The 23,070-nt window shown below is 36.8% G+C and carries 21 protein-coding genes; 6 read left to right on the top strand and 15 right to left on the bottom strand.

Features of this window, described 5'->3' with window-relative positions:
• Nucleotides 1-44: 44 nt before the first annotated feature.
• The 5 genes from ES711_RS08190 to ES711_RS08170 form a co-directional block, all read right to left on the bottom strand.
• Nucleotides 45-278 carry an AtpZ/AtpI family protein gene (locus ES711_RS08190; protein ID WP_146892470.1) on the bottom strand — a complete coding sequence of 78 codons (234 nt, stop codon included), beginning with the start codon at nt 276-278 and terminating at the stop codon, nt 45-47.
• A complete protein-coding gene (locus ES711_RS08185) occupies nt 244-678 on the bottom strand; it encodes a bactofilin family protein (protein WP_146892468.1) in 435 nt (144 codons plus the stop codon). Before ES711_RS08185 ends, ES711_RS08190 begins: the two co-directional genes overlap by 35 nt.
• A 12-nt stretch (nt 679-690) precedes the next feature.
• On the bottom strand, nt 691-3,249 hold the full coding sequence (gene porW, locus ES711_RS08180) for a type IX secretion system periplasmic lipoprotein PorW/SprE (protein WP_146892466.1): 2,559 nt from the start codon (nt 3,247-3,249) through the stop codon (nt 691-693).
• A 248-nt stretch (nt 3,250-3,497) separates the two neighbouring features.
• On the bottom strand, nt 3,498-4,205 hold the full coding sequence (locus tag ES711_RS08175; RefSeq protein ID WP_146892464.1) for an ABC transporter ATP-binding protein: 708 nt from the start codon (nt 4,203-4,205) through the stop codon (nt 3,498-3,500).
• A 2-nt stretch (nt 4,206-4,207) separates the two neighbouring features.
• Complete coding sequence (locus tag ES711_RS08170) at nt 4,208-5,680, bottom strand: DUF5687 family protein (RefSeq protein WP_146892462.1); 1,473 nt, start codon at nt 5,678-5,680, stop codon at nt 4,208-4,210.
• 180 nt (nt 5,681-5,860) lie between these two features.
• On the opposite strand from ES711_RS08170, the gene ES711_RS08165 reads away from it, so the two are divergent.
• On the top strand, nt 5,861-6,916 hold the full coding sequence (locus ES711_RS08165; RefSeq protein ID WP_146892460.1) for a ferredoxin--NADP reductase: 1,056 nt from the start codon (nt 5,861-5,863) through the stop codon (nt 6,914-6,916).
• A gap of 398 nt (nt 6,917-7,314) precedes the next feature.
• Here the strand turns inward: ES711_RS08165 and ES711_RS08160 are convergent, their stop codons facing one another.
• On the bottom strand, nt 7,315-8,337 hold the full coding sequence (locus ES711_RS08160; RefSeq protein WP_246139148.1) for a glycosyltransferase family 9 protein: 1,023 nt from the start codon (nt 8,335-8,337) through the stop codon (nt 7,315-7,317).
• A gap of 71 nt (nt 8,338-8,408) precedes the next feature.
• Nucleotides 8,409-9,017 (bottom strand): DUF4254 domain-containing protein, encoded by a 609-nt coding sequence (locus ES711_RS08155; RefSeq protein ID WP_146892459.1) that lies wholly within the window; start codon nt 9,015-9,017, stop codon nt 8,409-8,411.
• Between the two features lie 74 nt (nt 9,018-9,091).
• Between ES711_RS08155 and upp the strand changes: the two genes are divergently transcribed.
• Nucleotides 9,092-9,751: a uracil phosphoribosyltransferase gene (gene upp, locus ES711_RS08150; RefSeq protein WP_146892457.1), complete on the top strand. Its 660-nt coding sequence runs from the start codon at nt 9,092-9,094 to the stop codon at nt 9,749-9,751.
• Here upp and ES711_RS08145 read toward each other — a convergent pair.
• Nucleotides 9,740-10,663 (bottom strand): DUF6427 family protein, encoded by a 924-nt coding sequence (locus tag ES711_RS08145; protein WP_146892455.1) that lies wholly within the window; start codon nt 10,661-10,663, stop codon nt 9,740-9,742. The two genes, upp and ES711_RS08145, sit on opposite strands and share 12 nt — an antisense overlap.
• A 127-nt stretch (nt 10,664-10,790) precedes the next feature.
• Between ES711_RS08145 and ES711_RS08140 the strand changes: the two genes are divergently transcribed.
• A complete protein-coding gene (locus tag ES711_RS08140) occupies nt 10,791-11,018 on the top strand; it encodes a DUF6341 family protein (RefSeq protein WP_146892453.1) in 228 nt (75 codons plus the stop codon).
• Here ES711_RS08140 and purD read toward each other — a convergent pair.
• A complete protein-coding gene (purD, locus tag ES711_RS08135; protein WP_146892451.1) occupies nt 11,013-12,284 on the bottom strand; it encodes a phosphoribosylamine--glycine ligase in 1,272 nt (423 codons plus the stop codon). The two genes, ES711_RS08140 and purD, sit on opposite strands and share 6 nt — an antisense overlap.
• A 234-nt stretch (nt 12,285-12,518) precedes the next feature.
• On the opposite strand from purD, the gene ES711_RS08130 reads away from it, so the two are divergent.
• Genes ES711_RS08130 through ES711_RS08120 form a run of 3 tightly spaced genes read left to right on the top strand, consistent with a single transcriptional unit; the run spans nt 12,519 to nt 16,089 of the window.
• Nucleotides 12,519-13,835 (top strand): phenylacetate--CoA ligase family protein, encoded by a 1,317-nt coding sequence (locus tag ES711_RS08130; RefSeq protein ID WP_146892449.1) that lies wholly within the window; start codon nt 12,519-12,521, stop codon nt 13,833-13,835.
• Nucleotides 13,832-14,929, top strand: coding sequence for a non-hydrolyzing UDP-N-acetylglucosamine 2-epimerase (gene wecB / locus ES711_RS08125; protein ID WP_146892447.1), 1,098 nt, complete (start codon nt 13,832-13,834; stop codon nt 14,927-14,929). The genes ES711_RS08130 and wecB overlap by 4 nt, the downstream gene beginning before the upstream one ends.
• The gene (locus ES711_RS08120) at nt 14,926-16,089 is read left to right on the top strand and encodes a glycosyltransferase family 4 protein (RefSeq protein ID WP_146892445.1); all 1,164 of its coding nucleotides are present in this window, start codon (nt 14,926-14,928) and stop codon (nt 16,087-16,089) included. The genes wecB and ES711_RS08120 overlap by 4 nt, the downstream gene beginning before the upstream one ends.
• Here ES711_RS08120 and ES711_RS08115 read toward each other — a convergent pair.
• The 6 genes from ES711_RS08115 to ES711_RS08090 form a co-directional block, all read right to left on the bottom strand.
• Nucleotides 16,086-17,438, bottom strand: coding sequence for an undecaprenyl-phosphate glucose phosphotransferase (locus ES711_RS08115; RefSeq protein WP_146892443.1), 1,353 nt, complete (start codon nt 17,436-17,438; stop codon nt 16,086-16,088). The two genes, ES711_RS08120 and ES711_RS08115, sit on opposite strands and share 4 nt — an antisense overlap.
• Before the next feature lie 235 nt (nt 17,439-17,673).
• On the bottom strand, nt 17,674-18,795 hold the full coding sequence (locus ES711_RS08110; protein ID WP_146892441.1) for a glycosyltransferase family 4 protein: 1,122 nt from the start codon (nt 18,793-18,795) through the stop codon (nt 17,674-17,676).
• Entirely contained in the window at nt 18,792-20,078 is a 1,287-nt protein-coding gene (locus ES711_RS08105; RefSeq protein WP_146892439.1) for an O-antigen ligase family protein, read from the bottom strand. Before ES711_RS08105 ends, ES711_RS08110 begins: the two co-directional genes overlap by 4 nt.
• Nucleotides 20,032-20,874, bottom strand: coding sequence for a glycosyltransferase family 2 protein (locus ES711_RS08100; RefSeq protein ID WP_146892437.1), 843 nt, complete (start codon nt 20,872-20,874; stop codon nt 20,032-20,034). The genes ES711_RS08105 and ES711_RS08100 overlap by 47 nt, the downstream gene beginning before the upstream one ends.
• Nucleotides 20,871-22,211, bottom strand: coding sequence for an O-antigen ligase family protein (locus ES711_RS08095; RefSeq protein WP_146892435.1), 1,341 nt, complete (start codon nt 22,209-22,211; stop codon nt 20,871-20,873). Before ES711_RS08095 ends, ES711_RS08100 begins: the two co-directional genes overlap by 4 nt.
• Nucleotides 22,212-22,213: 2 nt before the next feature.
• A complete protein-coding gene (locus ES711_RS08090; RefSeq protein ID WP_146892433.1) occupies nt 22,214-23,065 on the bottom strand; it encodes a glycosyltransferase family 2 protein in 852 nt (283 codons plus the stop codon).
• Between the last annotated feature and the right edge of the window lie 5 nt (nt 23,066-23,070).

Genomic DNA, 23,070 nt, shown 5'->3' with positions numbered 1-23,070 from the left:
TTAATCGGTAAAAACCACAGGATTTTAAAAATGTTGCACGTATTTTAATTTTCGTCTTTTGAATCTGCAATAATACGTCTTATTACAAAAACTATGGCAATAATTGTTGAGGTCAGCGCTAAGATAATGGTCCACCAGTTGCCATCGCCGCCGTTGTTCTCATCAAGTTTGACGCCTATAAAACTTCCTATGCCGATAATGGCAAACATCTGGATGCCTATTCCTGAATATTTTGCGTAGCTATTAAGCGAGCTGTCCCTTTTTGATTTCTTTGCCATCTAGTGCTTTTATACTATTATTGGTGTTCCGTTCTGTAATATTGCTTTTCATAACACAGGTAGCATTAAAAGTAGTTCCAGGTTCCACCGCAAATTTACCAACTTCTACTTCACCTTCTACTACTGCCGTTGCTCTTAAGGATAAAGTATCTGTCAGCATCAATTTTCCTGAGAATTTGCCTTCAATATCCGCATTGGCTGCCTTAACTGTGCCGTTAATGATACCTGTTTTTCCCAAGACTATTTTCCCTGGGGTTTTAATATTTCCTTGAACGTTACCTTCTATTCTAAAGTCGCTGTCACTTATAATGTCTCCGGTAATGGTGGTGCCTTTCGCAATGGTGTTTTGTTGGTTAAATGATTCTGAAGTGTTTCTGCTCTTCTTGTTTTCTGCAAACATCGTTCTGGTGGTTTATTGTAATTTGAGGTATTCGTTTAAATTTTTATGGCGTTGCACAATTTCATAGTTAGGTGATGAAATGGCAATGTAAGGTCGGGTGATATTTGCTTTGCGTTCTTCCAATAAATCTGCAAATCCGCTTGCGCCGTTGATGCTATTTAGACCATGGACCACGACAAATACGGTGTTTTTATCGTAAATATCTTTAGAAACACTCAAATCGTAATATCTGATTTGAGTAATTTCCTCATTCAATTTCTTTAAAAATTCCTCCACCTCTTCAGCGGTAGCATTTTCAAACTGGTAGATGACGTTGAATTTTTTGGTCAGCGCATTATCTTGAAATTCCTTCTGGGACAACACCGGGATAACATCCTTCATGATTTCTTGAGCCCGCTTGCCTTCATCAGAATTGCCATAGTTTAAAGCAATAAAATTGATGCTTTCCTTATACGCTTCAAAACCATAGAGTCGTCCTCTTGCCGACGCTTTTAAGATTTCAAATTTCGGCACAATGGGATCGCCTTCAAATTCTTCAATGTACACATCACTCTGGTCAATGACTTCTTGAAATTTCTGAGCTTCGTAACTGGCGTAAATGCGCTCATATACGCTTTCAGGACTATTTTCATCCCTAGACATCTCCGACTTCGGATTGAGCAAAATGGAAGCGTATCGCGATTCTGGACTATTGGTGATAATGTCATTTTTGAGGCGCTCTGCGGCAAGGTTATCTTCCAAAAGCACGTAAGTTTTATACAAATTGTATTTTGCTGGCAATACCAAGCGTTCTTCTGGCGCATTGCTCAACAAAGCTTCCAGCTTTTCCTTTGCCAAACCGTGTTCATTAAACTTCTCTTTATAAATAACGCCTAATTGATAATAAGCGTAATTACGATCTTTGATCAGACTGTCAATTACATTTTCATCGGTCGGGATTTTAGAGACGTAAAACTCAGGGTCATAAAGTTCTTCTTCGGTTGCCTCAGCAATCAGATCATTACTTTGTACTGAAAGTTCATTACTACGCGTATTTGAAAGTCGCCAATTGTCCTTTAAGGACCTATCGCCCCAATTTTTTAGAAACTCATTTTTACCGTATGCTACCGTAGTGGGGTTATAAAAATAAAATCCCTGTCCGCCACTTCCAGGCTGATCAATACCTACACCTCTATTGCCCGTTGCTGTATTCACGGCAATATTTGGGTTGACGATATTTGCATTAGCTTTGCGCAACGCCGCTTCCTCTTGCGCGTTTAGAAGTTCTGCCTTAGCTTTCAGTTGATCGATAAAGCCGGTAAAAAATGCGACGCGATCTGTATCAGACAAGTTGACCAACTTTAAGATGCTATCGTTTACTTGGGCAACATCTTCATAATAGATGACGTCCTGTAAATTCTCCCGCTTTCGCTTTATAATTCTAAAGGGTTTTGAATCGACTTCCATATTGGTCAAGGTGCTGTCGTAATAAGCTCCGGCCATTTTATACTCTGAGTTATCAAAACTCATATCGCCAAGCGTATTATAATCATATGCTCTTAATTGTCTGTCGGTTGAAGACGCTCTTAAAGATTTATTATAATACACAACAGCTAAAGAATCGCGATTAGCAGTCTTATGGAACTCCGCAATCCGGTAGTAAATTTTGTCTAAAAACGGACGATTCTCACGATCTTGTTCAAGCTCGGCCAGATAGTTTTCAAAGAGTATCACATCTCCTATGCTCATGTCAAAATTGGCCGCTTTGGCCAAATGAGCATTGATAAAATAAGCCCTAGGCACTTTACGATGCAAGTCCATAACTTTTTGAAAAGCTATGTTTGCACTATCTTTATGTCCAAATTCATTATAAAGTTGCCCTCTTATATAATTGTAACGGGCTTTTTCATTATTTTTCTTGGTCAATTCCGCCGCAGTCGCCAACTGAATTAAGGCGCTGTCTTTAGCCTTTATGTTGATATACGCTTGTGCCAATGTAGCACTAGCGTCCGCCAAATCTTGATCTTTTAGAGTTTCCTGACGCAACAAACGTTTCAGGTTTTTGATGGCGAGCTCATTGTTTTCAAGTCGCATATTGGTTTTTTCGCGCCAAATTTTCGCCTCGTTAATTTTATCGCTGGCGGGGTATTTATAAAGAATATAGTTAAACGCTTCTACTGCAGGAATTAAGCGTTGGTCAAAATAACGGGCTTTCCCAAGCAACAGATAGGCTTCATCAATTTGCGGATTGTGTTCTTTGCCTTTTATATTCATCCCATGTTTTTGAACTGCCTTGATCGCTTTTTCTTCAGCACGTTCAAAATCGGAATTTTTAGACTGACCAGGCAGCATAAAATCGTCCATATTTTCCATGCGCTCTACTGGAAGCAATTCCCAGTAATTATCTGTAAAGGCATCATCAACAGCCTCCCTTCCATTTTCTAAGGCAATAGTTCCATTGTACAGAATGTTATACTTTGTACCCATGGCGTGGAAATTCCTGTTGATGAACGTATCATTTTTACGCGAGCAACTGGTCACGATACACGCCGTAAGAAACAGCAAAAAGATGGATTTTAAAAGAGTACGCACGTGGGTTTGGTTTGAGTATCAGATAACTTGAAAAATGCTGTAAATATTATGCAACGCGGTAAAAATAAGCATCTTTTTGAATTTTCGAGATAAAAGAGAAGGACTTTTCCGGTGGAGAATTTGCGTTGGAACCGCTACAAACCTTTACCTCTTTATATTAAGAAGATCTTTCAGGTTTTATGAACGTGAAAAGTCTTCTGAGATTTGTAGGTGATCTGAATATTTTACTCTTATAAAAATTTTAATATTTACAATACCTCAGTACCGGCAAAATGCACTTCCAATTCTTTAAGTGTTGCAGCGCTTGTAGCTAAATCTTTAATCACCTGACCTTTCTCTAACACTACAATCCGTTCACACACTTCAGTAACGTGCATTAAATCATGACTCGATACCAACACCGTGACGCCTTGCTGTTCCGCCAAATTTTTAATGATCTGCTTAAGTCTGATTTGGGTGGTGGGATCTAAATTGGCAAAAGGCTCATCTAATATGATGATTTCCGGGTTTCCGATAAGCGCCGCTACAATGCCTACTTTCTTTTGATTACCCTTACTTAAATCGCGCAAATACTTTTTCTGATTGAGAATTTCACCATGGAAAAAATCAGAGAATTGGAGTAAAAGTGCATCGACATCCGCTTTATTGCGTCCGCGCAACTCGCCGATAAAATAGAAGTATTCCTCTGGGGTTAAATAACCTATTAAAAACGACTCGTCAATATAAGCTGACGTGTAGGGCTTCCAGTCTTCACTTTCATTGACTTGTATATCCTTGCTTTTGATATATCCTGTAGTGGGTTGAATCAAATCGAGCAACAAACTAAAAAAGGTTGTTTTTCCGGCGCCGTTATTGCCCACGAGTCCAAAACTTTGACCTTTCGATATGTCTAGAGATTCGATATTTAAAACCGGATCAGCGTTGTATTTTTTTGAGAGATTGGATACTGTTATCATGACTAATTGTTTTGTTTGTAAGCGGCTAATGTTTTATATTTTTCTGATTTATAGATTTTTTCTATAAGAGAAAATACTTTGTTTTTAAATAATAATCCGGCCAATCCGAAAATAGCGACCAAGGCAAAACCAAATCCTTCTCCTAAGGTGAAATGTCCGGCAGCGTAGATCCCCATTGGTAACAGCAACTTTGGAATGGTCAATAGCATGGTTTTTGCATTAAAGGCCTGCTTGTCTCCGAAGGCTTTTTTACTTGTGGTTAAATCGATTGGTGTTTTTATATAGGCGCCTCCCAAAAGCACCAAATGACTGTTGACGCCAATATTATAAGCAGCGCCTACCACAACAGCGGCATACGCCTGCCAGCCCCAATACAGATAAAATACAGCCACCACAGTTGAGATGAGCGTGGCAAAAACCATCAAATACCATTTGGACTCCAAGTATGCCTTATAGCGAATGTTCTGACTCATCATTAAAGGGTAGTACGCGCTATCCCAGCTCGGCACAAATTGTCCGAAGGTGAATAGAAATCCGCCAGAAACAAAAATACCCGCAAATATGCGCCAGAATGGTCCGTCATAAGCTTCCACCGCATTAGTAAAGAATAGTAAGCCGTAAAAAATGAAAACCACACTCATAAACATGGTCATTTTAGAACGTTTGTTACGTTTTAACAATTTGATATCGTTTTTGAGAAATGTTGATAAACTGCCAAATCTATCCAACCAAGAATAATCTTCTGTAGCGGCAGTATCATGTTTGGAAGAAAGTCCCGCATCTAAATACAAGTTCTTTTTGAAATAGGTAAAGGCCAGTTTATAGAATACAACAGCTAAAATAATGGGGATGATGGCGAGATACGGAATGGCATAAAAGGCTTTAAATACTGGTGCGGTATAAGATGTGAGATCAAAAACACCAAAATATTGCAAGCCTATCAGCACCACAACGACTCCTACCACCGCATAAAATACCGTGTCTTTATTATTGATGAAAATGTTAATGAAATTGTTGCAGAACACCAACCCTAAAATGGCCAAATACCAAGCGATCACTTGGATGGCCGGAAACCCTTGCATTATGAGTACGATGGAAAACGGTATAAAGAAAAAGGCATGAAGCAGGTTAAAAAATGAAATCATAGTTTTCCCAATAGCAAAATTCACGATGGCATTTCTTTTAATGGGTAGATACATCAATGGTTTAATATTCATAACCGGCATTTTTTGTAGAAAATACCGAAACGCCGAATCAAAAACTATATAATAAAGCAGGGCCTTATTAACCACTTCAAAAGGCTCCATTTTTAAATGCTCTTCAATTATAAAATACGCACCAAACCCGAGTAACAGGAAGGAACCAATAAGCCATAGCGCTCCTATGACCATCATGATTTTTAAAAATAGATTGGTCTTAAAAGACGCCGATCTGATAAAGGATTTCCACTCGAGGCTAATAAAATATTTGAGCATACACTTTAAGTTGTGGTTTAAATATTGGTAATAGTACTACACTTTTTGTTACAAATAAATGTGAAAAACTGAAAATATTTGATGCAAAGTCCTTTTTATAGGCGCTTTCATTTCTTATTATTTTGTTACAGAAGTGGCATTTATTATAAGCATTCGTTACTTTTGAAAAAAATTTAGAACATGGCAGAATTTCATACACTCACCATAAAAAATATTGAGCAAATTACTTCAAAGGCGATTACCATTAGCTTTGAAGTTCCAGACCAATTAAAGGAAACTTACACCTTTAAGGCAGGGCAATACATCACTTTAAAAACCAAGCTTGATGGCGTAGAAGTAAGACGCGATTATTCGTTGTGTTCTTCCCCTAAAAGTGGCGAACTAAAAATTGCCGTAAAAGAAGTCGTAGGCGGCACATTTTCGGCCTTTGCCAACACCCAGTTAAAAGTTGGAGATCCTATGGAAGTGGCACCTCCAAGAGGGCATTTCACTTTTCAACCTAATGATGCCATGGTAAAACACATTGCGTTGTTTGCTGCAGGAAGTGGAATCACGCCAATTTTAAGCATTATTAAATGCGCTTTGGAAGAGGAAGTATTGAGTAATGTTGTGTTGGTCTATGGTAACAAAACTACGGACGATACCATGTTTTTAAAGGAATTGCTAGAACTGCAACACCAATACAGCAAACGCTTATCCATTCAATTTGTGTTTAGTCAAGCGCAAGAAGGGGATTCTATTTTTGGACGGATTGAAAAAAGCACGGTCAACCTCATCTTAAAGAATAAGCATAAAGATTTGACTATTGATGCCTTCTATTTATGCGGCCCTGAAGCCATGATCCATACGGTTAAAGACGTCCTTGCAGAGCACCATACCCCAAGAGAGCGTGTTTATTTTGAATTGTTTAAAGCCGCTAAACCTACAGAACGCGACACCGCAACTCTTCCGGAAGGTCAGACGAAAATCACGGTGGTGTTAGATGATGAAACCACGACTTTTGAGATGTCTCAAAAACAAACTATTCTTGAAGCTGCTTTAGATAAAGACTTAGATGCTCCTTATTCATGCCAAGGTGGTATTTGTAGTAGTTGTTTAGCTAGAGTCACTGAAGGTGAAGTTAAAATGCGTCAAAATAATATTTTAACCGATGGTGAAGTGGCTGATGGCTTAATCCTGACCTGTCAAGCCCATCCATTGACCCCTAACGTCAGTATTGATTATGATGATATTTAAATCTAGACCGCTGCGCTTCTAGTCCCGATAGCTATCGAGAATCAAGACTTGCTAGCCACTAACGGATAAACAACGATCATTTTAATTGAAATCACCCATATAATCTCGGTTATTAAAAAACTGTTTGAAAGCCAGGTATGAGATCGAGAATCTCATATTGACTTTCGCTTTAAATGGATTTGTCTATTTCCAGTTTAGATTTTATGATCATCAAAAAATTATTTTGAAATCGAGAAAGAACAGAACCCTTTAACCCTGAAAAATTTTAATTCGTCGAAAAATTAAAATTATTTTCATTTGAGCACCGAATAATTGCTATAAACTGATATTTTTATAAACGATTTAAATGTTGCTATAAGGATATCTATTAATAAGGCATTAAAATCAGCCCTACTTTTTTAGTAGGGTTTTTTTATGACTTGTTTTACCTTCTCTACAACTTCTTCAGGACGAATGCTGGCCATAGAATTTTCGTACCCTTCAGGAAATTTATTACCGTAAACGGACGTGGGAATCTTAGGAAATTTTGATCGATCTGCCAATAATGCAAAATCAAGATCTTGATGAAAAGGATAAAAACCGGCATACGGATGTGTAACGCCCCAGAGCGTCACCACTTTAATGCCCATCATGGCCGCCATGTGCGCATTTCCTGAATCCATGGAGAGCATAACGTCTAAATTAGAGATGACGTCTAATTCTGCATCTAAACTTAATTTTCCGGCAATGACATGCACCTGTGATCCTTGTAGGGTATTTAAATACTCAGCATCCTCTTTACCTCCAAATAACAGCACGGTGTACTCGTGGGAAAGCGCTTTCACAACTTCCGCCATTAAAGGCAAGGGATACATTTTACTTTTATGGGCGGCAAATGGCGCAATGCCAATCCATTTTTTAATATCGCTGCCAACCATATCGCGTATGTTGCTGCTCAATATAGAGCGCTTCGGAAACTGGGGTTGTGCCTCTATAATCGGGACGCCCAACTTTTCAAACACTTCCATATAACGTTGGTGCGTGGTTTTTAGCTGTTCAAAAATTTCACCTTTCACCAAAGCTTTCTTTTCAGAACGACCCTTGTCTATTTGGATGGGTTTTAAATCTAGGAGAAAAACTTTAAGGATTTTAGTTCTGAGTACATTGTGCAAATCGGCTACGGCATCAATGCCTAAAAGGCGCAGTTCTTTTGACAGATCCAAGAGTCCGAAAAAACCGCTGTGTTTGTTCTTCAAATCCGCCTCAAAGACATTCACATTCTCCAAATCACGAAAAAAAGGTTTGTAAAACCCTCTGGTCAAAACGGTGATTTTTATCTCCGGGTATAGTGCCCTAAAAGCTCTTAAAACAGGAACGGTCATCGCCACGTCTCCCATAGCTGAGAGTCGGATGACGAGGATGTGTTTTGGTGGTTGTGACATAATGTTGCCCTTCAGACTGACATCGAAATTCAGCGTGCCTATAATAATTAAAAATGACCTTTAAATGAACCTTATTTCTGACCTCTTAAGACTGGGTTGAGTTCATCATCATTGTACATTTTCATTTGCTTGTACACCTTCATGTATTTAGCGCCTTGTTTAATATCTACCAATAAATCATCAATAGCTTGACTCAAATCTTTACGTTGCTCAAGAAGCACGTTTAGTTTTGTTTCACAGTTGAGTTTATGTGACGAAGAAGCGTCACGGCGCTCAACTTCTTCATTCATGTGGTAAATTTTTAAGGCCAAAATAGACAGTCTATCAATGGCCCATGCAGGGCTTTCAGTATTAATTGTGGCATCAGATTTTGGTTGAACCTCGCTGTAGGTATTCAAAAAATAACTGTCAATATATTCTACCATATCCGTTCTATCCTGATTGGAAGCGTCAATTTGGCGTTTCAATTTTAAGGCAGCAACCGGATCAATATTCGGATCTCTGATAATGTCTTCATAATGCCATTGCACCGTATCAATCCAACATTTTCTGAATAATAAATGCTCTATTAACTGTTTATCTTCTTCATAAATATTTTCAAAAGGCTGATCTACCGTGTTTTTTAAGTGATAGGTGTCGATGACTTTTTGGAAAATTTCATTGGCTTTTGCAGTAAACATAGTCTGATAATTTTAAGACGTAAATATACTTCTATTTTAGTTAACTTTACGACTCAAAATACAGTTTAAGCCTTATGCACATTCACAACTTAACAGAAAGCAATTCGATTTTAAACACGTTTATTTCAGAAATGAGAGACGTCACCGTTCAAAAAGACAGCATGCGCTTTAGACGAAATATTGAACGGATTGGGGAAATTTTAGGCTATGAAATCAGTAAGGTTTTAAATTATAAACCTTCGCAAATACAAACACCTTTAGGCATGTGCGAAATGAACGTCATGGATAATGAAATTGTGCTGTGCTCCATTTTAAGGGCTGGCGTTCCTTTGCATAACGGATTATTGACTTATTTTGACAATGCCCAAAATGCCTTTATTTCTGCCTACAGACAACATCAAAAAAAGCCCGATAGTTTTGAAATCATCGTAGAATATCTAGCCTGTCCTAATTTAGAAAATAAAACCCTGATTTTAGCCGATCCTATGTTGGCCACCGGACAGTCTTTAGTAGCCACTTTTGAGGCCTTAAAGCCTTTTGGCAAGCCTAAAGATGTTCATTTAGCCTGTGTGATTGGTGCTCAGGAAGGCATCGCATACATCAGTAAGCATTTTGACCAGGACACGCATTTATGGATAGCAACTATAGATCCTAATCTGAATGAAAAAGGCTATATCATGCCAGGGTTGGGTGATGCTGGCGATTTGGCCTTTGGTGAAAAATTACAACATTAAATTCACGATTGACACCACTATTAAACCCATAATCAAGCTTTCCTTGAACCAACGTTCTGGAATGATTTCAAGATAATTGGACATAATAATGGCGAGTGGCGCAAATAAGAAGATAAATTCACTTCCGTCCTTAAATGGCGACACCAAGATGATTAACAAAGCAATCAGCGAGGAGATAATGACGATGATAAACGATGGTCGGTTACTTTTTAATTGGTATTTTAAATTCCTCAAATAGTAAAATGACGCCCAAGCACCATAGGACAATAAAAGCGTTGCCGCAATAATTATCCGTTTGGAATTTAATGGTGTAAAATCAAAACTAAAGTCAAAAAACCCGTTGAGAGAAGCTTCAAAATCGTTGTCCATAACTATCATATAGGACGCTGCGATAATTGAGATACACAGAATCCCCATGATTGGAATGATCCAATTTTTTACGTCAATTATAGAAAAAAGCAGCAAGGCCATCAAAATCAGAATATAGAATAAAGAGGCCCAAAAAAACAAAAGCGTGGCTATACTGATCCAAAATGCGCCATCAAAAAGTTTCTTCTTTATTTCTTTCCGCGTTCTAATACTTAACAAGCGCCTCAATGCTAATAAAATAAATAAGTTGGCGAGCAGCAATTTGGAGTTGAGCAAAGTTTCTGGCAGCACTGCCACGAATAGCCCAAACATTAAAATTTTATAACTGTTCTTTTTAGTCAAATTGTTTTTGCTGACAAAAAAATCGAGTACAAAAAGTGAGGCCAGAGACACTCCAAATAGAAACGTTTGCTTAAAAATAAGCTCTAGAGATAGAGGCTGACTGAGGGCTGAGAATTTGGCAATGGTAAATACAACCAGAAGCAGTGCGCTCACTACAAGCAAATGAATAGGTTTTGCTTTGCTAAAAAAACTTGAAATCATTTTGAGCTCTGTTCTGGGTTCATTGCTGGATCTTAAACTTGAATGAAAATAAAATTCGTCAGGAATTTATGAATCTTTTCAAATAAAAAAAGTGTAATTTTGTGGGGTAAATATAATATTTATTATCATGAAAGATTTTTTTAATGGCATTGGAGACTTGTTTGTAAACGTTCTTTTTTTGCCTTTTGATGCTTTAAGAGAATTAGAGCTTAGCAGTTGGTGGTTGGCCAACATCTTTTCTTGGCTATTTATCATTATAGGCATTGTGGCATTTGTATATTGGATGTTGCAATTAAAAGGCTACAATGACAATAACGAAGAGGACAAGAGCATCTCATCACATTCGTATTTATAAATCAAAACCGATATCCTTACGGTAATACATCTTATCAAAATGTAGTTTTTCTATATTTTGATAAGATTTTTTTATGGCCTCTTGGTACGTATTTCCAAAGGAAGTAATCGCCATGACGCGACCACCAAAAGTCACGATCTTGCCTTCTTGTATCACAGCGCCAGCATGAAAAGGGATCACGTCAGTTAAGTGCTCTAAACCAGTAATTTCCATGCCTTTTTCATAGGCTTCAGGGTAACCTCCAGAAACTAACATGACCGTGGTAGCCGCGCGCTCATCAATATCTATAGTGATAGTATCTAAAGTTTGGTTGGCAATGGCCTGAAATATTTCAACAAGATCATTTTTAAGTCGCGGCAAGACCACTTCCGTCTCCGGGTCTCCCATCCGCACATTATATTCAATCACTTTTGGGTCATCCCCCACTTTGATAATTCCGATAAAAATAAATCCTTTATAATCCAATCCATCCTTTTGAAGTCCCGCAACCGTTGGTTTTACAACCTGTTCTTCAATTTTATTTAAAAACGATGCCGTGGCAAAAGGCACAGGCGACACAGCTCCCATTCCTCCTGTATTTAAACCGGTATCACCTTCGCCAATACGTTTGTAATCTTTTGCCGTTGGTAATATTTGATAGTTTTTTCCATCCGTCAACACAAAACAGCTCAACTCTATGCCGTCTAAAAATTCTTCCACCACCACTTTGGTACTCGCGGCACCAAATTTGGCATCTACCAACATACTTTTAAGTTCCGCTTTAGCCTCATCAAGATTATTTAATATCAATACGCCTTTTCCGGCCGCTAACCCGTCGGCTTTTAAAACATACGGGGGATTTAACGTTTCCAAAAAGGCGTATCCAGCTTCTAATGAGCCGGCATCAAAACTTTGGTATGCAGCGGTTGGTATGTTATGACGAAACAAGAATTCTTTGGCGAACTCTTTACTGCCTTCCAATTGTGCAGCAGCTTTTTGAGGGCCAATCACCGAAACATGTTTAAGTTCGGGATCGTTTAAAAAGAAATCGTGCATACCTAAAACTAATGGATCTTCTGGTCCAACAACCACCATATCGATTTGCTTTTCTAAAACCAAGGATTTAATCCCAGCAAAATCAGTCACGTTAAGGTTGATATTTTCAGCGATTTCCGCCGTTCCAGAGTTTCCTGGAGCTACGTATAATTTTTGACATAATGGACTTTGGACAAGTTTCCAAGCAAAGGTATGTTCCCTTCCACCGGAACCGAGAATTAAAATGGTCATGTTCGTGTTGTTTGCTGCAAAAATATAGTTTATGCCATGAAAACTATAATTTTTCAAGTATAAAATATAGATGCTTCTGAAAAGTATAAAGCACTCGAGGATCTTCAAAAAATTTAAAATCACCTCGGGCAACTACACGCATCAAATTAGAAACCCAAAAATTGTTGTAAACGAAATGTCAGGCAGAGTGTAATTATTTTCTTTACTTTACAGGTGAGCAATACGCACAGCAAGGTGAAAATATTTGATCTTTCCTTAAAAATGAATGGGTTTCCACTAAAGGAAGCGCAAGACGTGTTGTTGACTATCCAAGGTCTCGATGAACTGGCGTATCAAAAGTATTTGGAGCAACAACGAGAACAGATTGTTACCTATCATCTTAAGTATAATCCGTATTATAAAACTATTTTTAAGCAAGACCACTATCGAGCGTGGGATGCGGTTCCAATCATGACCAAAACCGATTTGCAACAGCCTTTGGTCAACAGATTATCAACCGGGTTCATTGAAAAAAATGTTTACGTCAACAATACATCAGGTTCTTCTGGAGATCCTTTTGTGTTTGCTAAAGATAAGTTTTGCCATGCTCTGACCTGGAGCGTGATTCAAGACCGATTTGGGTGGCATGAGCTCGATTTTAACACCTCAATTCAAGCGCGTTTTTACGGGATTCCTCTAGACACCAAAGGATATTACAAAGAACGCTTTAAGGATGTGTTGAGCAAAAGACACCGATTTTCAGTTTTTGATTTAAGCGACACTGCATTCGCAAAGCATTTGGAAAAATTTAAAACCACGGCTTTTGATTATATCAATGGCTATACCAGTGCCATTGTTCAATTTGCAAAATTCCTCCGCCAAAAAAACATCATTTTAACTAACTACTGCCCTACTCTAAAAGCTTGTGTGGTAACTTCGGAAATGCTGTTTGCAGAAGATCAACGCTTGATGGAATACCAATTTGGTGTGCCGATCATCAATGAGTACGGCGCATCGGAATTGGATGTGATTGCTTTCCAAAATAAAAAGAAAGAATGGATTGTGAATAGCGAAACCCTTTATGTGGAAATTGTTGACCCTCAGGGGCAGGTGTTGCCCTATGGTGAAGAAGGTCGAATAGTGATTACCTCACTATACAATAAGGCGCATCCCTTTGTCCGCTACGATATTGGAGATATTGGGGTGTTATCTAAAGAAAGCACACTAAAAACACCTCAACTTCAAAAATTAATCGGGCGTTCTAATGATCTTGCTATATTACCAAGCGGAAAAAAAGCCGCGGGACTCACTTTTTATTATATTACCAAGAGTATCATTGAAGATGACGGCCATGTTAAGGAATTTATTATTGAACAATTAGACTTGCAAACCTTTAAGATTATTTATGTTAGCAGGGAAACACTATCAAACCAACACATTAATCTGATCACAAAAGAAATGGAACATTATCTTGAAAAAGGTTTACGGCTTCTTTTTGAACGTCAAGATCAGTTGAAAAGGTCAACATCAGGAAAATTGAAACAATTTTCGTCTTTATTACAACACACATGATTATAACTATCGTCGCCGGTGCAAGGCCAAATTTCATGAAGATAGCGCCCATTATTGAGGCTATTCAAAAGAAACAATTAGCGGGTGTAAATCTCCACTACCAATTGGTACATACGGGTCAGCATTATGATCAAAATTTAAGCGCTACGTTTTTTGAAGACTTAAACATTCCGTTACCAGATATCAATCTAAACGTCAAAAGCGGCACCCAAGCGGAGCAAACGGCCGCCATAATGATTGGGTTTGAAAAGGTTTTAGCTGAGCACCCGACAGATTTGGTTATGGTTGTGGGCGATGTCACCTCAACAATGGCTTGCAGCATCGTGGCTAAGAAAGCGGGTATTAAAGTTGCCCATGTTGAAGCGGGCATTCGCTCAGGAGACCTTACAATGCCTGAAGAAATCAATCGCATCGTGACCGACAGTTTAACCGACTATTTTTTTACCACATCACGCCAAGCCTCAAAAACATTAGAACATCTTGGCGCGTCAACAGCTCAGATCTTTTTTGTTGGGAATGTGATGATTGATACGCTTCTAAAACATGAGGACCGATTTAAGCAACCCGAAATTTGGAAAACGCTTCAATTAAAACCTCAAAAATACATGGTGATGACCTTGCACCGGCCCAGTAATGTGGATGAGGAAGATCAACTCAAGGCTTTACTTACTCAAATTTCTGAATTAGCTACCACCTATCCCATCATTTTCCCGGTACACCCGAGAACTAAAAAAATGTTGGAAGCGCTCCATTTAAAATTTGAGAATCTGCACTATGTAACGCCTTTAGGATATCTGGAATTTAATTATTTGATCAAAAACGCGTTTGCAGTCCTCACCGATTCTGGAGGCATTACCGAAGAAACAACGGTGATGCACGTGCCTTGTATCACCTTCAGAGCGAACACGGAACGCCCTGAAACCTGTACTATTGGCACCAATGTTTTAGTTGGAAATGATCCTGAGAAAATAACCGCTGCTTTTCAAAAATTAGCATCCGGCGCTTGGCAAGAAGGTACAATCCCTGAATTATGGGACGGACAAGCTGCAGCACGTATAATCGATCATCTGATGGAAATTTATAGGGTGCGATGAAGGATATTCTGATTATTACAAGTTATTATCCCCCTGAAACTGGCGCGGCATCCAACCGGATTTACCATTTGGCGGAAGGCTTACGCGACCGTCAATTCAAGGTCTCGGTCGTCACGCCGCTTCCCAATTACCCTACTGGTAAAATTTTTAAATCCTATCGCGGCAAATTTAAGGAAACCACCGACGAAGGTGGGGTTAAGGTGCATCGACTTTGGATTTACGCTTCCAACTCAACAAATAAATTTCTACGGTTATTGGCGATGCTATCTTATAGTTTGAGTCTCATTTGGTATTTCTTGTTCAACGACATTTCTAAAACGGTTATCGTGCAATCGCCCCCACTGTTGGTAGCATTTACCTGTTGCACATTTCTTCGCTCCAAAAAACGACGTCTCATTTTAAATGTTAGCGATTTATGGCCTTCAGCGGGTCTGGAATTAGGAGCGTTAAAAAAGAATTTTAGTTACTCGCTTTTAGAACGTATGGAGCAGGCAAATTATAAGAAGGCCGATGTCTTTTTAGGGCAAAGCGAGGAAATATTAACTCATGTCTCATTCATAGTCCCCAACAAACCCAAGTTTCTATATAGAAACTTTCCGGATTTTGATGCTCCAAAATCCAATTCAATCACTGCACCCTCTACTAAAATCAGAATGGTTTATGCGGGATTGCTTGGGGTAGCTCAGGGCGTTTTAAAACTTTGTCAGGAATTGGACTATAAAACGGTCGAATTTCATATTTACGGTGCCGGTGCAGAACGCGGACAGATTGAAGCTTACCTCAAAGCCCATCCTAAACTCCCCGTTACCTATCACGGCGAACTGTCACGTGATGCTTTACACAACGCGCTTTTAAACTACGATTTAGGCGTCATTCCGCTCCTAAATCGTATTTACGGGTCAGTGCCCTCCAAACTGTTTGAATACGCAAAATTGGGGCTTCCTATGCTTTATTTTGGAGGTGGCGAAGGTGAAACCCTTATGACAGACCACCAACTGGGCTGGGTGGCGCGTGCAGGAGATTACAATCATCTCAATTCGATACTTTCGGAATTAGCTCCGTCAGATTTGGACGCAAGCTTGAAAGCAAAAATTCAAGAGACGGCAACACTCCATTTTGATTTTAATACACAATTAGACGTCCTAGCACCTCAACTTTAATAAGCCTTGTCTTCACCCTTAACGGCATTCAGCAAGGTTTTAATGATGATTTTTAGATCTAATAGTAAAGACCAATTTTCAATGTAGAAGATGTCGTATTTCACACGGCCTATGATATCTTTATCCGTTTCTATTTCACCTCTAAAGCCGCTGATTTGCGCTAATCCCGTAATTCCGGGCTTTACAAAATGACGGACCATAAATTTGTCAATGCGCTTTGCGAATGCACTGGTATGGCTGACCATGTGCGGACGCGGACCAACCACGGACATGTCTCCAAACAGTACATTAAAAAACTGAGGCAATTCGTCAATACTGGTTTTTCTTAAAAAACTTCCAATTTTCGTGATGCGAAGATCACCTTTGGTGGCCTGATTGGAATGCGCATCAGAATTTGGCATCATAGATCTGAATTTATAACAGTCAAATTCTTTATAATTAAAGCCGTTACGTGGTTGTTTGAAAAACACTGGACCTTTGGATTCTAACTTGATTAAAATCGCCAAGATTGGCGTTAGCCAAGAGAGGATAAATACAATTATAAATACTGAAAATAGAATATCAAACAAGCGTTTCAGAAATGTATTGATCGGTTCTTTTAAAGGGATGGATCGTATGGACAGAATGGGCGTATAATCGTAATATTCGTATTTTAATTTTTTAGAAAAAACGTCTCTATTATCGGGAATAAATTTTAGCTCTCTTAAGTTATTGTCAGCAAAATCTATCAATAGATTAATTTGATGGTTGGACAATTCGGCTACCGAAAAATAGATTTCATCAATATCATTATCAATGACGTAAGCAAAGCATTTCTCGAGGGTAAAATCAGGATCTGAAACATTGAATTGTGCTTTTAAACGGTATCCAAAATCTAAATTGGCTTTAAAGGTATTGACCAATTGTCTTGTTTTATAGTTCATTCCTATAATGATGACCTGTCTCGTGTTACCACTTAAAATAGAGCGGTATTTTTTTAATAAGTAAAAATTAAGGATTTTAAAGATTAAAATTAGGAGAGAAACCGTTAGGAAATACTGCCCTAAGGCCAACCTGCTTACAATGGGCTGTTTAAAGAATCCGATAAAAGCGTAGAGCACAAAGGCAAAAAGGATAATTTGCCTGAATACTAGAGGTATGATTTGTATGAGTTTAGAGTGCCTCTGAACTTCATAAAAATTATTTTTAAGAGATAAGATGATCCAGAGTATCGAAATATAGATGCCAAAGAAATAGGTATTGGTAATGTTTGTGGAGAAAAATGCAACCGTAACATTGAGCAAAATTAAATCGACCAACACAAATAAGGGCCTAATTAAACCTGAATATCTTCCTTTTTTATAGTTCAATGTTAGTATGCATAAGGTTTAACTAAAGTAATGGTATGCCAATCTATACCGCGTAATTTGGTTCAATTATAATACATCAATTGAGCTTTACATCCCGAAAGTAATAGATTTTTTACAAAGAGTCGTCCGATTATAACATAATAGCACTACCACAAATCAGCTAAAAATCTACTTGGCTCGTGCTAAACGTGTAAAATTTAAAATTATCTCATCAAAATTATCATCATGAGCTAACTTATAAGCGATCTTCCTTAAAATTTGCATATTTAGTTAAAATGAAATCCTTTATTTCCGTCTCAAACCGTTCTTTTGAAAATCTGAGGGCATTTTGTCGGATTGCGCCGTGGTTAAAGGTCATTTTTTCAAATTCATCAACCGCCGCAATTATAGCTTCTGGCACTTGCTTATAAAAAAATACACCCGTTTCATTTTTAATAACGGTTTCTAAAATTCCACCCCGCCCAAAAGCTATCACAGGCGTGCCACACGCTTGAGCCTCTACGGGAATAATGCCAAAATCTTCTTCAGCTGCAAAGACGAAGGCCTTAGCTTTTTCCAAGTACTGTTTCAATTGCTCATGTTCAACAAAGCCCAGTAATTCTATATTGTAATGGGCGGTTTTCTTAATTTTTTGAAATTCAGGTCCATCTCCAGAAACAATTAATTTTTTACTGGGCATTTGATTAAAAGCCCTGACTATCAGTTCGATTTTTTTATAGGGCACCATCCTTGAGGCGGTAAAATAATACTCCTCTTTTTCCTCGACTAATCTGAAATTTTCAACATCTACGGGAGGATAGATGACCGTGCTCTCTCTATTGTAAATTTTCTGTATGCGTTTAGCGATGAAGTTTGAATTGGCAATAAAAACATCGACTCTATTTGAAGACACTACATCCCAAGTTCTCATGTTATGCAATACGTATTTTGCGTAAAGACCCTTCAAACCTGTTAAATTGGCTTCTTTTAAATAGTGGTGATACAAATCCCATGCATAACGCATAGGCGAATGACAATAGCAAATATGAAGCTGATTTTGATGGGTTAGAACACCTTTGGCAATGGACGCAGATGAACTTAACACTATATCGTAAGCACTTAAATCAAATTGCTCAATAGCATGAGGAAAAAGTTGAAGAAACTTCCTATGATTTGATTTAGCAGAGGGTAATTTTTGAATGAAAGACGTGTTTACATTTTTGTTATTACCTGTAAATATCTTGTTCCGTTCTTTGTCATCCAAAAAGTCGATTAAGGCATAATGTTCAAAATCTGGCCAAACATTATTTAACGATTGAATCACCTTTTCTGCGCCACCGTTTACATAATACCAATCGTGAATTAATGCTTTTTTCATTCCAGGGCTTTTTTAGGATCACCAAAATTATAGAATGTCCCATACAATAAAGCGAAAAAGACGAAAAAAGTTAAACCGATCTGCCTCATTAAATAAGATTCTGTGATTGAAGAGACAGTAAATACTAATATAAAGGAGCAAAAGATAATATCTCTTGATTTCAGTGCCTTAACTGAAAGGCAATAGATCATTAAAAGAAATACGATCAATCCAATTATTCCATGTCTTAAGAGCGTTTCTAGGTATTGGTTATGCGCGTTGTGTTCATTTATAAAGGACTCGCTGGTCTTACTCCTCTGTTCTTGTAAATAATTTAATCCGCCATAAGTACCTACGCCTATAAAAGGATTATCCTTTACCACGACTAAGACACTTCTCCAATTTTCAGGTCTAGAGGTATCTCCCTTTCCTTTAATGAAGCTCCACTCAATTCTTCCGAGCAAACTCTCACCAGGGAATTTATTAACAAGTGAGGTGTTAATAAAGCTTCCAGCAATAATTAATAATAGTAAAATTGGCAAAATAATGGACACCACCACCTTCCATCTTTTAGATACTACCAAGAAAAAAATATAAAGGAGAAATAATAACACCACTAAAATTATAGACATAAAAGAAGAAATTCCATAGAGTGCAGCAATTAAATAGGCTGAAATAAAATATTTTAAGACGCCATTTAAAAGAATGTTTTTATGAAAGGTGGTTTTTAGTACGACAACTAAAGCGAACACTACCATAAGTCCAAAATATGGTGGATGGATATGCACCAAACCTTCTTGGACAAAATTTTCTCGCACAAAATGTACGAGTAACTCTTTAAAATCCAACTGCTGAGAAACCATTTTAACAAAAATGTTAATATAGATACTCGTTATAATAACTAAAACACCTAGAGCAAAGCCGTAAATACCCAATTTAACTTTTTTATAATTTAAAACCTTCGATAAATTGATGAAAGTTATAGGCACCAATAAAAACACAATATTTTGTATTAAATAGTTGAATCCTAAGTTTACATCATCTGAGTAAAAGACGCCAAAAAATTGAATTAAAAAATAAATCAAGAACAGCACATGAACTTGAAATCCATTTTTGAGTAGAGAGGTATAATTGCTTTTTTCAAACCATATAAAAGAACATAGAAACAATGCACCTATGGCGATACTATTAAAGGCGTAAGAAAATGGGATGCTTAATGCCGAAAAAAATAAAATTATCTCTAAGAACTTATTAGCGCTATTGCTTTGAGTAAAAGTAACCTTCATACCTTCCTTTAAATCCATTTTTAAAATATTCGAACATTTTTTGGTTAAAAAATACTATGCCTTTAGCCATGCCCAGGCTATATAGGAACAAATAATATCCTATTTGAGGAATGCCGAAATTGTTAATTTTCAAAAAATAACCTCTCCCTTTACCGTAATTGTAGGCTCTTAGTGAAGTTTTATCATTATACACTTTAACTGGGTTGGGATGATACATTTTGAAATCAGGGTAAAATTTCATTTTAGCTCCTTTTTGTAATAGTTTTAGAACAAAATCGGGACCTTCATCAGACCAATACCCAGAGGGGGAACCAACCCCCAGATCTTCATTAAAAAAAACTCCCTGAGATAGTTTTGATTTTATAAAAATGCCAGCTTCAATCACCGTTTTTAAAACATTGTCTCTTTCAATAGCAATTTCTTTTGAAGCTAGATTCGCAATGGCTTTACCATCATTTTTATCCATAGTATTAATAACTATACCGTCTTCTGAATTGGCAATAAAATGATCATTAATTAGAAACAATAAATCGCTAGGATATTCACAATCATCATCAGGAAAAGTGATGATTTCTCCTTTTGCAGCCTTTAAACCTATATTTCGAGCATATGAAACACCCTTGGCCAGAGTTCTTATATGATGTATTGTCATATATGGCCTAAATTCAAGAACAGTTGTTTCAAGAAAGTTCTCTTTATTTTGATCAACAACAATAACCTCAAAATCATTAAACTGCTGCTGCTTTAAAGATTTTAACATCACCAGAAGTTCTTCTGCTCTATTTAAAGTAGCAATTATTATTGAAAATCTCATTTTACAGCTAATTTGTCAGATGATATACTTGAAATACTTATTGCGAGACCTAGATACATCCAAAAATATTGTGAATGGTAAATAAACCCAGATAATTGGGATACTACAAGGATTAAAATAAAACTCTCCAATCCTGCTTTATAGATATGCTTATTTTTATCATTTAATTTAATTAACTTAAGAAATCGATAATAAATATTTCTTAATAGTATTAAAAAAGGTATTGTTCCCAATAGACCAAAATTAGCAAGTAAATTTATTAATAAATCATAGGTAGGAAAAACTCCCCATCCCAATCCTAAAAGTGGATAATCTAAAAAGTACTTAAACCCAAGAGTCACTGTTTTTAACCTTTCAATTCCTGAATATTCATTTGATTTCTCCAACACTATTATAATAGCAAAAAACAAAGCTATTACGCATAGGATGATGAATAATAAAACCAATAAAATTCGGATTCTTTTTGAAAATCGTTGCATTCTATTTTTTAATAGCAAGCCTGTAGTAATTAGAAAACCTAAAATTCCGGTTGATGTTTGGGCAACGATAAGTGTCAAAGTTGAAATGATATAAAAAATTTTATTAAAAAGTGTTGAAAACACAATTTTTTGATGTTCTTGAGCTGACCAATAAAAGAAAGGTATTGCCGGAATTAATAATTGTGCCAGATAGGATGCCTCAAAAGTCACGCTTATCATTCTTGGAAAACCATAGTCGCCAATCAAAGATCCTTGTTTTGACATGCCGATATGATCAAATATATAATAAGGATAATCTACATCAATAAAAAAACAAAAGATCTCAAACCAACCCCAACATATCATAAAAATAATTCCTGAAATAAAGAATTTAAGAAATGTTTTTATTTCCAGCATCGTCTTATAACTGACTGTAATTAAAAAAACAACTAATAACCCAATTATGAAATACAACATTTGTGTTATCCATTGAATGTTTGGAACCAAAGGTATTTCCTTAGCATAAAAGACTAAAGAATTATATCGGTCTAAAACTTTATAACTCCCATTGATAATGAATGGCATTATTTCGGACAATACTACCACCAAACCGATTACAAGCAACCACCTAATGCTTATTCTTGAGGCTTTAGGATAACTGATTCTAGAGTTCAGTATAGATTTCAGTAAGAAAGAAGAAAACGCAAAACAAAATAAAACTAATGGAAGACTGACTGGAGTGCCTTTAATGTATAATACTGCGGTTGAATTGAACGGTATAAAGAATACAAATAATTCTACAAAACGTACTTTTTTATATAAGCCTACCCATATTAAAGAACATATAACTAAAGAAAATCCATACCAATTTATATCCATAATTAATTACTCCATCTCTTTTCTTTACCTAAAATTCGCCTATATAAATCAGCTAGATTAGTAGCAAAGGAATGTCCGAAAACTTTATAGAAAAATGTTATGACCAATACTCTAATTTCCCAAACTGTCAATTCTTTAGAAAAAGAAGTGATTCCATTTAATTTTCTAGCTTTTTTTGATTCCCTTACAACCTTAATTCTATTTTTTAAGTTGGCACTAATTCCTCCCTCTCTCATAACCAATACAATTTCATCAACGAATAGAGCATTGTTTTCTGCATTTTTAAATTCTCTTAACAAAAATTCATAATCTCCCGTAATTTGAAACGTGTCATTAAAATTGCCATTCTTCTTAAACAATAATTTACTATGAAAGGAACCGCTATGACCGATGTTCATAATATAGCTAAATCTTTCTTTTTGAAGTTCCCATGGTTTTCCAGATATTTCCACTAACCTACCATCATCCTTAATATGTTCTATTTTTCCATATACAAAATTGATTTCATTTCTTTCCGCATTGTTTAAATAGGGAAGCATTGTTTCTAAAGTCTTAGGTCCTTTAAAGTAATCGTCTGATCCTATAAAAACCACCCAATCTCCATCACATCGTTTCAAGGCCTTATTCCATGCATTATATATTCCTGTATCTGACTCAGACAACCATTGATATTTTATTCCATTTAACTGAAATTCATCTTCGTAGGATTGTATGATATTAACAGTATTATCAGTAGAATTTCCATCTATAATAACATACTCGAAGTTTTTAATCGTTTGATTTAAAACCGATTCAATGGTGTTTTTTAAAGTTTTTTCAGAATTAAATGTAGACGTTATTATAGAGAATTTCATAGTCT

Origin of the sequence: Gelidibacter salicanalis (assembly GCF_007997285.1) — a bacterium.
GTDB lineage: Bacteria > Bacteroidota > Bacteroidia > Flavobacteriales > Flavobacteriaceae > Gelidibacter > Gelidibacter salicanalis.
This window is presented reverse-complemented; position numbering and strand designations above follow the sequence as displayed.